This is a genomic window from Mesorhizobium sp. CA13 (assembly GCF_020165235.1).
Classification (GTDB): Bacteria; Pseudomonadota; Alphaproteobacteria; order Rhizobiales; family Rhizobiaceae; genus Mesorhizobium.
This window is the reverse complement of sequence record NZ_JAIUHS010000001.1, coordinates 17,428-30,438: the sequence shown is the minus strand read 5'-3', so window position 1 is coordinate 30,438 and position 13,011 is coordinate 17,428. Positions and strand designations below refer to the sequence as shown.

The following is a 13,011-nucleotide window of genomic DNA, read 5'->3' as shown; positions in this document are numbered from 1 at the left end:
GAATGCTGGCAGCGGCTCGTTGGACTGGCAATCCGGTGCGCACATGGATCTTTTGACTGTCCTCCAATCCGCGCCTTTGCTGCTCGCGCTGATCAAGACCGCGCTGCCGTCGGCGGCGGCGATCGGCATGGCGCTCGGCCAGTGGCTCGCCTCGTTGCCGCCGTGCCGCGACTTCGCCTTCGAGGCCACCAGCTATCTCGTCTGTGAGGTCGATCCCAGGCAATATCGGATCGAACTGTTCTGGAAGGACCCCGCCGGCAAGCCCTATCAGTCGCTGCACAATCTCGACGACGCCCAGCGGCGGGCCGGGCGCACGATGCTGTTCGCCATCAATGCCGGCATGTACCATCCAAATCTCGCGCCGGTCGGCCTGTATGTCGAGCGCGGGCAGGAACTGGCCTCGGCGAAGGTCGGGTCGGGAAGCGGCAATTTTTCGCTCCAGCCCAATGGCATTTTCTACATCAGCGACGGCAAGGCCGCGGTCCGCGCGACAAGGGATTTCCTGAGGAAGCGTCCGCCCACCGACTATGCCACGCAGTCCGGACCGATGCTGGTGATCGACGGCCGATTGCACCAGAAATTCCGGGCCGACAGCACCTCGCGCAAGACGCGCGACGGTGTCGGGGTGCGAAGGGACGGTGTCGCCGTCTTCGCCATTTCGAATGGCACGGTGACATTCCATGCTTTCGCACGCCTGTTTCGCGACGGGCTCGGCTGCGACAATGCGCTGTTCCTCGACGGGTCGATATCGAGCTTGCTCGCGCCGGCCATCGGCCGCAATGACGACTACTGGAATCTGGGGCCGATGATCGGCGTCTTCAGGCGATAGGATCGGCAGGCCTAGATTGCGCTTGTGACCGCGCACGGCCGACACTCGGAACCGTGCCCAACATGCTTAAAACTTGATTCAATCTTTATTGGTAATTTCCCGTTCATAACTAGACCTGGTTTGTCCGTCGGCCGTCGCCTTCGGTCTGTTGTGTTTGAGTACAGGTCAAGATGCGGTTACCAGGCGCCGTCAGTTTCGTGATCGCATCGCTGTGCCTTGCCGGCTGCTCATCGACATCGGGCATGGACGCGCTGGACATGCAGAAACCATCGAACGAGATCACCAGCTCGGTAGTGCGGCCCAGCGCGCCGATCGCATCGGTCCCAGTGAGAAAGGCTGAACGCAGAGTGGCGGAAGCCGTGCCGGCGGACGAGAATGTCCGGCCTTACGGCCTGGCCGAGGAAGAGACGGTGGCGTTTCCGGCGCCCGACCTGCCGGACAGCGTGGAGCCGCCGGTCGTCGAGCCAGCGGCGCTGGTGTCGCCGCCGAAGCTCTTGTCGCGGGCAGCCCCTGCGATGCTTGCCGGGCCGGTCACGCGCTACGGCTTTCGCGATGCCAAGCCGATCAATTTCGGCCGCTCCTCGCCCCGTCACCTTGCCGTGCATGGTGTCGACGTGTCGCGCTGGCAAGGCAACGTCAACTGGGAGAAGCTGCGCGCACAGGGCGCCAACTTCGCCTATATCAAGGCCACGGACGGTGGCGACCATCTCGATCCCCTGTTCATGAAAAACTGGCGCAACGCCGACGCCGCCGGACTGAAGCGCGGCGCCTATCACTTCTTCTACTGGTGCCGCACCGCCGGCGAGCAGGCCGACTGGTTCATCCGCAACGTGCCCAAGGTCGACGGTGCCTTGCCGCCGGTGATCGATGTCGAGTGGAACGGTGAATCCAGCTGCAAGCGGCGCCCGTCGCGTGAAAAGGTGCTGGAGAAGATGCAGGTGTTCATGGACAAGCTTGAGCGCCATTACGGCCAGCGGCCCATCATCTACACCGCGCCCGATTTCTACCGCGACAATCTCAGGGGCGAATTCCTCGATTATTCATTCTGGCTGCGCGCCGTGGCGCAGCACCCCTCAAAAGTCTATCCCGGCCGCAAATGGCTGTTCTGGCAATATTCCGGCTCCGGCCTGTCGCATGGCGTCACCGGCCGCATCGACCTCAACGTCTTCCACGGCGACGAGCGGCAATGGCGCGCCTGGGCCGGTGGCCGGCAAATGGTGGCCGACGCGGATTGAGGCGGCGCCATTCGCCCCGTCCTGGCGCCTGTTTGAGCTGCTTGCTCTTGCCGTTGACTCCTCGCTCCGCGAAAGGGCCCCAAGCACCGTGTTGAGCAGTGCCTGGATATAGACTATGCCTCTATATATTCCGCCAGGCTGACACTTTCGGGCACATCCAGCCCATCGGCTTGCAAGCCTTCGATATGAAACCGTATTGCGTCGCGAATCTCGGTTTCCACCTCGGATACCGTCGCGCCGGTCGCGATACAGCCCGGTAGGTCCGGCACATAAGCAGAAAAATTATTTCCTGCTTTCTCAATCACTACCGCGTAACGCAAGTCGTCACTCCTTTAAACCGGACTGCTTGAGGATGCTGTTCAGGGTTCCTGGCGTAGCCTCTTCAGACGGCTTGCCGGCCACGGTGACGCGGCCGGCTTTGGCACTGTGCTTTACTGGCGATGGTTGCCCTTGGTTGCAACCAGAGGCGGCGTCAGCTCTCAGCTGCACCCGCTGGTGCTTCCACACGTATCGCACTTCTCGCAGGTGCCATTCCGCACCATGGTGAAGTTATGGCACTCGGAGCATTCGTTGCCGGTGTAGCCCTGCATCAGCGATTGCTGGCGCCGGGTGGCGGCAAGCGCCTTGGCTTCCGCGGCCTCATGCGCGGCGGTGTCGGTGAACAGCCCGCCCGAAGCCTCGGCTTCCTCCTCGACGATATCCTCGACCAGTTCCCTGGCGCGTTCCTCATAGTCGCGCTTGTAGGCGATGGCCTCGTCGCTCGCCGGCTTCAGCGCCAGCACGTTGGAGCCGGAGAAGGCCGTCGGCGCCACGCGGGCAGGGGCCGTTGCCGGGCCAGAACCGCCAAACCCCTTGGGCTCGGCACCCGATACCAGCTTGACCGGTGAGGCACCGCGATAGAGCCCCTTGGAGAAGGGCGTGGCCTTGCCTTCGGTGATGCCGCGGCCGAGTGCCGTCTTGTCGAAATCCGACTGGTCGACATGGGCGAGGTCGTGGCGGTTGAGATAGGACACGGCAAGTTCGCGGAACACGTAATCGAGGATCGACGTGGCATTCTTGATCGCGTCATTGCCCTGCACCATGCCGGCCGGCTCGAACTTGGTGAAGGTGAAGGCTTCGACAAATTCCTCGAGCGGCACGCCATATTGCAGGCCGAGCGAGATGGCGATGGCAAAATTGTTCATCATCGCCCGGAAGGCAGCGCCTTCCTTGTGCATGTCGATGAAGATCTCGCCGAGACGCCCGTCGTCGAACTCGCCGGTGCGCAGGTAGACCTTGTGGCCGCCGACGACCGCCTTCTGCGTATACCCCTTGCGGCGGTTCGGCAGTTTTTCGCGGTCGCGGTAGAGACGCTCCACGACGCGCTCGACGATCTTTTCGGTGACCTGCACCGCACGCTGCGCGGCTGGGGCGGCGATCAGCTGCTCGATGGCTTCGTCCTCGTCGTCCTCGCCATCGGCGAGCAGCGAGGAGTTCAGCGGCTGCGACAGCTTCGAGCCGTCGCGGTAGAGCGCGTTAGCCTTGAGAGCCAATTTCCAAGACAGCATGTAGGCGCCCTTGGCGTCCTCCACCGTCGCGTCGTTCGGCATGTTGATGGTCTTGGAGATGGCGCCGGAGATGAAGGGCTGTGCGGCCGCCATCATCTGGATGTGGCTGTTGATCGACAGCGAACGCTTGCCGATCTTGCCGCAGGGGCTGGCGCAGTCGAACACGGGGAGGTGTTCGGCCTTGAGGAAGGGCGCTCCCTCGAGCGTCATCGCACCGCAGACATGGATGTTGGCGGCTTCGATGTCCTTCCTGGAGAAGCCCAGTGCCGGCAGCATCTCGAACGAGAAGTCGTTGAGCTGCTCGTCGGTGAAGCCAAAGGTCTCCTTCACCCAGTCGGCGCCCAGCGTCCACTGGTTGAAGACGAACTTGATGTCGAAGGCCGACTTCAGCGCGGCATTGAGCGCCGCGATCTTGTCGTCTGTGAAGCCCTTGGCCTTGAGCGAGCCGGGGTTGATGCCGGGCGCCTGGTTGAGGTTGCCGTGGCCGACGGCGTAAGCCTCGATCTCTGCGATCTGGCTTTCCGAATAACCCAGCGTGCGCAGCGCTTCCGGCACGGCGCGGTTGATGATCTTGAAGTAGCCGCCGCCGGCGAGCTTCTTGAACTTCACCAGGGCGAAGTCGGGCTCGATGCCGGTGGTGTCGCAATCCATGACGAGACCGATCGTGCCGGTCGGCGCGATCACGGTCGCCTGCGCGTTGCGATACCCATGCTCCTCGCCGAGTTCGATGGCGCGGTCCCAGGCAGCCTTGGCGTGCGTCGCCAGGTCCTGCTGCTTGAGGTCGGAAGCGACCAGCGGCACCGGATTGACGGCCAGTTTCTCATAGCCGTCCTTGTCGCCATAGGCGGCGCGGCGATGATTGCGCATGACGCGCAGCATGTTCTGCGCATTGCGGTCGTAATCGGGGAAGGCGCCGAGTTCGGACGCCATTTCGGCCGAAGTGGCGTAGGCGGTGCCGGTCATGATGGCGGTCAGCGCGGCGCAGATGGCGCGGCCCTCATCGGAATCATAGGGAATGCCCGAGGTCATCAACAGGCCGCCAATGTTGGCGTAGCCGAGGCCCAGCGTGCGGTATTCGTAGGAGAGCTTGGCGATCTCCTTCGACGGAAACTGCGCCATCATGACCGAGATTTCGAGAACGATGGTCCACAGCCGCACGGTGTGCTCGTAAGCGGCGATGTCGATCGTGCCGTCCGCATTGCGGTAGGGGAGCAGATTGATCGAGGCGAGATTGCAGGCCGTGTCGTCGAGAAACATGTATTCCGAGCACGGGTTGGAGGCGCGGATCGCACCGGCGGACGCGCAGGTGTGCCAGTCGTTCATCGTCGTGTTGAAGTGCAGGCCCGGATCGGCGGATGCCCAGGCGGCGTAGCCGATCTTTTCCCAGAGATCCCTGGCCTTCAGCGTCTTCAGCACCTTGCCGTCCTTGCGGGCGGTGAGGTGCCAGTCGGCATCATCCTCGACGGCGCGCAGGAAATTGTCCTTCAGCGACACCGAATTGTTGGAGTTCTGGCCCGACACGGTGAGGTAGGCGTCGGAATCCCAGTCGGTGTCGTAGGTCTTGAACGACATCGAGGTGTAGCCCTGCTTGGCGAACTGGATGACGCGATAGATGTAGTTCTCCGGCACCGCGGACTTCTTGGCCGCCTTGATCTCGCGCTTCAGTGCGGTGTTGACGGCGGGGTCGAAGCAGTCGTCGTCATGGCCTTCGCAGTTGACGCAGGCCTTCATGATGGCTTCGAGATGCTTCTTGACGATCTTGGAGCCGGTCACCAGCGAGGCGACCTTCTGCTCTTCATTGACCTTCCAGTCGATGAATTCCTCGATGTCGGGGTGATCGGCATCGACGATGACCATCTTGGCGGCGCGGCGCGTCGTGCCGCCCGACTTGATGGCGCCCGCAGCGCGGTCGCCGATCTTGAGGAAGCTCATCAGGCCGGACGAACGGCCGCCGCCGGACAGCTTTTCGCCCTCGCCGCGCAGCAGCGAGAAATTGGAGCCGGTGCCCGAGCCATATTTGAACAGGCGCGCCTCGCGCACCCACAGATCCATGATGCCGCCCTCGTTGACGAGGTCGTCCTGCACGCCCTGGATGAAGCAGGCATGCGGCTGCGGGTGCTCGTAGGAGGATTTCGACTTGGTCAGCTTGCCGGTGAACGGGTCGACATAGAAGTGGCCCTGGCTCGGGCCGTCTATGCCATAGGCCCAGTGCAGGCCGGTGTTGAACCATTGCGGCGAGTTCGGCGCCACGCGCTGGGTGGCCAGCATGTAGGCAAGCTCGTCGCGGAAGGCGCGCGCGTCTTCCTCCGACTTGAAATAGCCGCCCTTCCAGCCCCAATAGGTCCAGGTGCCGGCCAGACGGTCGAAGACCTGGCGGGCGTCGATCTCGGACCCGTAGCGCTCGGCTTCCGGCAGCTTGGCAAGTTCGGCCTCGTCGGCCACGGAGCGCCACAGGAAGGAGGGAACATCGTTCTCCTCGACCTTCTTCAGCCGCGCGGGGACGCCGGCCTTGCGGAAATATTTCTGCGCCAGGATGTCGGCAGCGACCTGCGAGAACTGCGCCGGCACGTCGATATTGTCCAAGCGGAACACCACCGAGCCATCCGGATTCTTGATCTCGGAAAGCGCCTTGCGGAATTCGATCTCCGCATAAGCAGATTGGCCTGGCTTGGTGAAACGACGCTCGATGCGCATTGGTCCGGTCCCTTTTGTCTATATATAGCGCTTTTCCCGAGGGATTTCTGCCCCAAAGGTGAAACGCGCACTCCGCCGTCTGCCGGCGTTCGAAAACGGCCGGCTCTCCATTTTCGCGGTCTCTGTCCGACTTGCTGGTCAAACTTCTCGCGAAGCGCCTGTCCAGCTCACCGACGAACCCGCGGGTCCCTCAAAACTGATTTTTTCCGATTCCCTCACTCGAGGGAAATTCACATTATCTAGCGTCGAACCTGCCTGCAAACACTAAATATAGTGTTAACAGACAATTTATTCCAGTCCGACAATTCTCCCTTTATCGCCCAGGCCCCCACAATCCCAACGCTTCCGCCAGCCTCGTAAACAGGCGGAAATGTGGGGAAAAACGCACATAATCCGGGAAAAAGACCGGGCTCAGAACTTTCCGGTCGCGCTCTCAACAGGAGCGCATGGCCTATAAAAGGCGACTCGTTTTGCGCCGTCAAGGATTCGTTTGCGTAGCTTTTGTGACCCCAACATCTTGTGTGTCACACATGTGGATAACGGGGATAGAATGAAGGTGCGGCGGTCGCCCCTCGCCGAGGGGAAAAAGGCGCGCTTGTCAGGCTCCGCGATGGCTTCGGGGCGTCATCCGGGCACGCCTGGCGCATCCGGCGTCGCGGATCAGCCGTAATGCGTCCTGGGCTTCGGCTCGGTTCCGGTGAACTGCACCCCGATCCGGCCGTTGCGGCGCCAGCGGACCTCGCATCGATAGCCGATGCCGTCGACGGGCACATAGAGAAGGAAGCGATCCGGAATTCTTGCTTCGGGGGGAATCTTGAGTTCGGCGCCGCTATCATTTTGATTGCGCAGCGTGCAGCCAACTTCCGAATTCGAGATGCCGGTAATGATCGTGCCGCCCTTGAGCACGCGCTGGCGATGCTCCCGCTTGTGCTCGTCGGATCGCTCTGGAATGGGATTTGCGGGATTTGTCATCGGTGAAACGCCAGGATCGGATCAGATCCTATTACGTCTTCATTAGCAAAGCATTCACGCCGGCGGGCACGCCCCTCCGGGTCGCTTGGTCGCACGGTCAATCCCGGTTCAGGTAAACCGGTGCGGGTCGGCGCAGAAATAGGCGATGATCTGGCAGAGGTCCGGTTCGTTGACCATGCGCACCGCTTCGCCCGAGCTGACCCATTTGCGGGTGCGGGAGCGTTTTTCCTTCCAATGATCGGCGACCTTGTCGACATGCAGCGGGAACACCAGCACCTCGCACGGCACTTCCTCGCCGGAGGCCAGGGCCTTGGCATAGAAATAGCGGCCGGCCTCGAGATGCGAGATCGTCCCGCGCAGTCCGGCTTCCTCGACAGCCTCGCGCGCCGCGGCTTCACAAAGCGGCTCCCTGGCTTCAGGCCAGCCCTTCGGAAGCACCCAGCGGCCGGTATCGCGGCTGGTAATCAGCATGATTTCGACACCGTTTCCGGTTTCGCGCCAGGGCAGGGCGGCTACCTGCAGACGGCACGGCGCGGTGCCGAAGAGTCGCCGGACCCTTTCGGCCAGATGGTTGTGCGTCGTTGGCCTCGTCAGCATCGGAGAAGCTAGCCCCAGCCTCCAGAATCGTTTGCCGTCTCACGAATCTTACGGCCAATTATCGGCAATAAAAGTAAAAACTTTCATCAGGATGGCCGATTTTCGCCAATAGACGCCGATTCCGCGCGCTGGCCTGCCTCGCGAGACCCCTTTGCCTAGTGGATGAGACTTCCCTGCGGCTCGATTTGCAGCAGGTTACTTGCCGCGAATCAGCCGGCGTGATCGTCGGCGATCGGCTTCTGGTAGGTGAAGCCCATGTCCCAGGGAAAATAGATCCAGGTATCCTGGCTGACCTCGGTGACGAAAGTGTCGACCAGCGGCCGCCCTTTCGGCTTGGCATAGACGGTAGCGAAATGCGCCTTCGGCATCATGGCGCGCACGATGCCCGCCGTCTTGCCGGTATCGGTCAGGTCATCGATGATCAGCACGCCCGCGCCGTCGTCGGCGAGCAGGGCCGGCGTGACCTCCTTCAGCACCTGCAACTGCCCCTGGCTGCTGTAGTCGTGATAGGAGGCGACGCAGACCGTCTCGATAACGCGGATGCCGAGTTCCCGCGAGATGATCGCCGCGGGCACCAGCCCGCCGCGCGTGATGCAGACGATGGCTTTCCATTGCGCCTTGTTGGTACCGGCAAGCCGCCAGGCGAGCGCGCGCGCATCGCGGTGGAACTGGTCCCATGAGACCGGAAAGGCTTTTTCGGGAAGGGACATTCTTCGCGCACTCCGCAGCACGCGCGGTCGCGCGCAAAAAACAGGGGATTGCGCGCGGAAGTAACTGGAAAACCTCGCGCTTGGCAAGGGCGGCCGCAAACGATCCTTGTGGACTTACCGCGACAGGAAAGCCGCGACCGGCGCGGTGCGCAGCACGGAGCGCGTCACCCCGCCGAACAGGAGCTGGCGCAGCCACGAGTGGCTGTAGGCGCCAAGGACCAGCAGATCGGCGCCCGTTTCTGCGATCCTGGTCTGGATCACCTCGTCGACCGAGGTGCCGCCCGACCTCTGCACCGAGACACTCACGCTGGCGCCATGACGCGACAAAGCGGAAGCGATTTCCGCTCCCGCGGCTTCGGGGCGTTCATCGAGCGTGTCCGGCGGATCGATGACCAGAATGTCGGTCTTCTCGGCCTCGATGATGAAGGGCAGCGCATCGAAGGCGGCGCGTGCGGCCTCCTTGCTGCCGTTCCAGGCAAGCAGCACACGCTTGAAGGTGGTGATCAGCGGACCCAGATGCGGCACCACCAGCACCGGCCGTCCGGCGTCGTAGACCAGCGTGTCGACGTCGGCGCTCGCATCGCCGCCCGTCTCGCGCTGCGCGGCGATGATCAGGTCGGCGGCACGCACGCTTGAAATGCCCGTCAAGGCGCTGTCGCCGGAAAAACTCTCCAGGCTGTGCCATTCGAAGGACAGGCCGGAATTCTCGATATGCCTGAGAAACGCGGCCCGCAGCTTTTCGGCCCGTTCACGGTTCATGTCGGCCGAAACCTGCAGGAACTCGGTGTCGGGAAAGCCGGTGGCCGAGGTGTAGGGCACCGGAAGCGCTTCGGCGTGGATACCGATCAGATGGCTCTGGAAGCGGTTTGCAAGCGGAATGGCGAAGTCGAGCACGCGCTCCGCGTCCTGCTCGTTCTGCAGAATGGCGACGATCGTCTTGAAGCGCATGGTGATCCCCTCATTTTGCGAGCGATCCGCCCGCGGTAAGGAAACGTCGCAGCGCTGTGCTTGGTTCCGGCCTGGACCGGATCAGCTCGCGCTGCCGGCAAAGCCGGCCACCATCGCCTCGACATCGACACGCGCGGCGTCCAGGGCCTGCTGGCTGCGGGCACGGACCACCAGTTCGGTCCAGAACTTGCCGTCGCCGTATTTCGGGTAGGAGCCGATGATCGTATCCGGATGGGCTTTCTGGATCTCGCCCAGCGGCCCGCCGACGAGACCTTCGCCGAACGGGCAATGCACTGCCGCCGACAGCATTTTCGTGCCGGCCTTCAGCGTCGGCACGACATTGTCGAGCATGGCCTGGAAAATCGAAGGCACGCCGGCCATGACGTGAACATTGCCGATGCGGAATCCAGGCGCGACCGACACCGGATTGTCGATATGGTCGGCGCCGCGCGGCATCCGGGCCATTCGCTTGCGGGCCTCGGTGTATTCGATGCCTCGCGCGGCATAGCTTGCTTCCAGCAGGGCATAGGCCTTGGCATCGTATTCGCAAGGCACGCCGAAGGCCTTGGCAATCGAATCGGCTGTGATGTCGTCATGGGTCGGGCCGATGCCGCCGGTTGTGAACACATAGGTGTAGCGGGCCCGCACTGCATTTACCGCGGCAACGATCTCGTCTTCCTCGTCGGGAACGATGCGCACCTCCTTCAGGTCGATGCCGATGGCCGTCATGATGTCGGCCAGATGGCCTATATTCCTGTCCTTGGTGCGGCCGGACAGGATCTCATCGCCGATGACGAGCATGGCGGCGGTAACGATTTCGGACATTGAAGGCTCCGGCAAAACGGGTCGCCTGAAATAGCGCGGCAAGCGGCCAGCGGCAATGCCACCCGACCGGTGAACAATCTGTGCCCGCATACGCGCCTGTCCCCGCACTTCAACTTTTCGGCGGCCCGCGGCGAACATGGGCGGGAGGCGCTCGTCTTCCTGAACGGGCTTGGCGCTGAAGTGCATCACGTTCGCCATCCGTCGCCGCCTTCATCCAAGGCATAGTGGCTCGCGCATTTGGGATCGGCTTCACCGACGCTTCACAAGGAATTCAAGGAACCATTCGGTTGATGACTGGTTTGCCCCGTGTCGCACCCAAGGCGACGAAGACAAAACGGAGTGATCCAATGTACAAAAAACTTCTCGCGGCATTCGTTCTGACAGCCGGCCTTGCCACATCGGCGATGGCGCAGTCGACGGACGGCAGGTATTACAACCATGACAATTGGTGGAACAATTGGTCCCTGTTCGGCAATGAGGATTCATCAGGCATCGACCGGAGCACCACCGGGAGCATCGATGCATACGGCTCCGGGTTGAGCACCCAAGGCTATACCGGTGCGATGGGCCCATGTGCCCATAACACTCCAGGCCCGGACGCCAATGCTCAAGGCAACGTCAATGACCAGTACTGCGGCAAATAATCAGCCGTAGGCTCCCTGCTGACCGTAGGACGTTTTCTCTCCCGACGTCCGCGGTCGGCGCTCCGGGGCGGCCGGCCTTTGGGGCGATCGGGCTTTGGGCTGCAAGATCAGTCGGAAACCTCGGTCTGCGGCCGGTCGCGTCCATCGGCCAGTTCCTCGTGCCATTTGCCGTCGGCATCCTCGTACTGGATGCCGTCCGTCGACCCAGCGACCTGCTGCTCGGCCGAAGCGATCTCGGCGGCCCGCAGCGCGTCCTGGTGCGTGGGAAACGTCTCCGAGAAGGTCGCTCCGACCTTGTAGGCCCAGCCGCCGTCATGCTCGACGATCTTGTAAGTCAGCTTCGCCATCAAAAACCTCCGGTTTAAAGGTCCGTCCGCTCAATGCAGCCGGTCGTCGGACAGCTTGTCGTCCGGCACCAGCACGTCCGATTCCCTGGCGGCTTCGATAAGTGCCCGACGCGCATCCGCTGTCGAACGATAACCTTCCAGCACTTTGAGGCAAGTGTCGAGAGCATCACGATGACGAGTGGCCGCGATTGAGCGGCCAAACCGTCATCAGGCACTCCGCCGCCTCCTGGGCGCTGCGGATATGGCGATATTTGCCGACATGGCCGAGTTCGACCACGACCGGTGTTTCAAAAGGCTTGTTGTCCATCATGGCCGCAACGCAAAGCAGCCAATTTGGTTGCAACCGTGTCCCGAGCCTGCGCCCAAACGTCTCAAGAGCGGGGCCGGCGGGCTCGAGGGCCCGCCAGACCGGGCAAATGTCAGCCCGTCGCCTTCATCCAGTGCTGCATCGTCGTCACCGAGCGCGCGAGCTGCGGCGCCGGATGGATCGTCTCGCTGAACGTGGCGGCCGCACGCCATCCCCAGCGCGGGTCGGCGAGGAAGGCGCGCGCCAGCGCCACCATGTCGGCGCGCCCTTCGGTGATGATCGCCTCGGCCTGCTTGGGATCGTCGATCAGACCGACCGCGCGGGTAGGGATGCCGGCGCCCCTGCGCACGGCTTCCGCCAGATGCACCTGGTAGCCCGGGCCGGAGGGCAGTTTCTGCAAGGGCGAATTGCCGCCGCTCGAGCAACAGAGATAGGCGACGCCTTCGGCCTTCAGCGCTTTCGCCACTTCGATCGCATCCTCGACGTCGAAACCGCCATCGACCCAATCCTTGACCGACAGCCGGGCGCCCAGCATCAGTTTTGGCGCTGCCTTCTTCACCGCCCTGGCGATCTCGACGACAAGACGCATGCGATTTTCCAGCGAGCCGCCCCAGCGGTCCGTGCGTTGGTTGGAGAGCGGCGACAGGAACTGGAAGATCAGATAGCCGTGCGCTGCGTGCAGCTCGATGAAGTCGAAGCCCGCGCGTTCGGCCCGCCTTGCCGCCTCGGCGAACCGCTCGATGAGCTGGAGGATCTCCTCGTCTTCCAGCGCCCGTGGCACGTTCCAGCCGGTATCGTAGGCGATTGCCGAGGCCGAGACGGTCTGCCAGGGATCCTCGTCCGGCTGCAGCGGTCCGCCGCCCTCCCAGGGCTTGCGGTTGGAGGCCTTGCGCCCTGCATGGGCAAGCTGAGTGCCGAACTTGGTGCCGGGTGCGGCCACGCGCCTTGCTGCGTCCAGCGCCCGCCGCGCTGCGGCTTCATTGTCTTCCGAATAAAGGCCGAGGCAGCCATGGCTGATGCGGCCACGCCGCTCGACATCGGTCATCTCGACCGTGACCATGCCGGCGCCGGACATTGCGAGGTTCATCCAGTGGTGGAGATGCCAGTCGCTCGCCGAGCCGTCCTCGGCCGAATACTGGCACATCGGCGCGACGGCGATGCGGTTGGGAAAGCTCAAGCCATCGAGCGTGATCGGCTGGAAAAGCGATGTCGTCATGAAAGAAAACTCCGGGAGGGAACGCGCTATCTAGGCGATCGATCGCCTCCATACCAGACACGAGAGAGTGAAACGCCTGCTGGACCAATCGCTGCCCCGATTGCGCGAACGCCGGTTCGCGGCTACGCCTCGCTGGCAAC

The 13,011-nt window shown here is 62.8% G+C and carries 15 protein-coding genes; 3 read left to right on the top strand and 12 right to left on the bottom strand.

Annotated features, from left to right (window positions below; translation table 11 throughout):
• Positions 1-43 precede the first annotated feature (43 nt).
• Together LB566_RS00190 and LB566_RS00185 are read left to right on the top strand one after the other, a co-directional pair.
• Positions 44-829, top strand: coding sequence for a phosphodiester glycosidase family protein (locus LB566_RS00190; protein WP_224622358.1), 786 nt, complete (start codon positions 44-46; stop codon positions 827-829).
• 170 nt (positions 830-999) lie between these two features.
• Entirely contained in the window at positions 1,000-2,064 is a 1,065-nt protein-coding gene (locus LB566_RS00185; protein WP_140548830.1) for a GH25 family lysozyme, read from the top strand.
• Between the two features lie 113 nt (positions 2,065-2,177).
• Here the strand turns inward: LB566_RS00185 and LB566_RS00180 are convergent, their stop codons facing one another.
• From LB566_RS00180 to LB566_RS00145, 8 genes are all read right to left on the bottom strand, one after another.
• The gene (locus tag LB566_RS00180) at positions 2,178-2,384 is read right to left on the bottom strand and encodes a type II toxin-antitoxin system HicB family antitoxin (protein WP_224622356.1); all 207 of its coding nucleotides are present in this window, start codon (positions 2,382-2,384) and stop codon (positions 2,178-2,180) included.
• Positions 2,385-2,388: 4 nt separating this feature from the next.
• Complete coding sequence (locus LB566_RS30470; protein ID WP_318012821.1) at positions 2,389-2,466, bottom strand: hypothetical protein; 78 nt, start codon at positions 2,464-2,466, stop codon at positions 2,389-2,391.
• Positions 2,467-2,543: 77 nt separating this feature from the next.
• The gene (locus LB566_RS00170) at positions 2,544-6,305 is read right to left on the bottom strand and encodes a vitamin B12-dependent ribonucleotide reductase (RefSeq protein WP_224622352.1); all 3,762 of its coding nucleotides are present in this window, start codon (positions 6,303-6,305) and stop codon (positions 2,544-2,546) included.
• A 660-nt stretch (positions 6,306-6,965) separates the two neighbouring features.
• Complete coding sequence (locus tag LB566_RS00165) at positions 6,966-7,277, bottom strand: PilZ domain-containing protein (RefSeq protein WP_224622350.1); 312 nt, start codon at positions 7,275-7,277, stop codon at positions 6,966-6,968.
• A 108-nt stretch (positions 7,278-7,385) separates the two neighbouring features.
• Positions 7,386-7,874 (bottom strand): NUDIX hydrolase, encoded by a 489-nt coding sequence (locus tag LB566_RS00160; RefSeq protein WP_224622348.1) that lies wholly within the window; start codon positions 7,872-7,874, stop codon positions 7,386-7,388.
• A gap of 209 nt (positions 7,875-8,083) precedes the next feature.
• Entirely contained in the window at positions 8,084-8,584 is a 501-nt protein-coding gene (gene gpt, locus LB566_RS00155; RefSeq protein ID WP_140493737.1) for a xanthine phosphoribosyltransferase, read from the bottom strand.
• 114 nt (positions 8,585-8,698) lie between these two features.
• The gene (locus tag LB566_RS00150; RefSeq protein WP_224622346.1) at positions 8,699-9,532 is read right to left on the bottom strand and encodes a universal stress protein; all 834 of its coding nucleotides are present in this window, start codon (positions 9,530-9,532) and stop codon (positions 8,699-8,701) included.
• 81 nt (positions 9,533-9,613) lie between these two features.
• Positions 9,614-10,357 carry a competence/damage-inducible protein A gene (locus LB566_RS00145; protein WP_224622344.1) on the bottom strand — a complete coding sequence of 248 codons (744 nt, stop codon included), beginning with the start codon at positions 10,355-10,357 and terminating at the stop codon, positions 9,614-9,616.
• A 347-nt stretch (positions 10,358-10,704) separates the two neighbouring features.
• Between LB566_RS00145 and LB566_RS00140 the strand changes: the two genes are divergently transcribed.
• Positions 10,705-11,001: a hypothetical protein gene (locus LB566_RS00140; RefSeq protein ID WP_224622342.1), complete on the top strand. Its 297-nt coding sequence runs from the start codon at positions 10,705-10,707 to the stop codon at positions 10,999-11,001.
• A 107-nt stretch (positions 11,002-11,108) separates the two neighbouring features.
• Here LB566_RS00140 and LB566_RS00135 read toward each other — a convergent pair whose 3' ends face one another.
• The 4 genes from LB566_RS00135 to LB566_RS00125 all read right to left on the bottom strand — a co-directional run bounded on the left by LB566_RS00135 (position 11,109) and on the right by LB566_RS00125 (position 12,871).
• Positions 11,109-11,348 carry a DUF2188 domain-containing protein gene (locus tag LB566_RS00135; protein WP_140493732.1) on the bottom strand — a complete coding sequence of 80 codons (240 nt, stop codon included), beginning with the start codon at positions 11,346-11,348 and terminating at the stop codon, positions 11,109-11,111.
• A gap of 30 nt (positions 11,349-11,378) precedes the next feature.
• Positions 11,379-11,492: a hypothetical protein gene (locus tag LB566_RS30545; RefSeq protein ID WP_411910445.1), complete on the bottom strand. Its 114-nt coding sequence runs from the start codon at positions 11,490-11,492 to the stop codon at positions 11,379-11,381.
• A gap of 22 nt (positions 11,493-11,514) precedes the next feature.
• Positions 11,515-11,658 (bottom strand): DUF982 domain-containing protein, encoded by a 144-nt coding sequence (locus tag LB566_RS30540; protein WP_263497927.1) that lies wholly within the window; start codon positions 11,656-11,658, stop codon positions 11,515-11,517.
• A gap of 109 nt (positions 11,659-11,767) precedes the next feature.
• Positions 11,768-12,871, bottom strand: a complete 1,104-nt coding sequence (locus tag LB566_RS00125; RefSeq protein WP_224622341.1) for an NADH:flavin oxidoreductase/NADH oxidase — start codon at positions 12,869-12,871, stop codon at positions 11,768-11,770.
• Positions 12,872-13,011 lie beyond the last annotated feature (140 nt).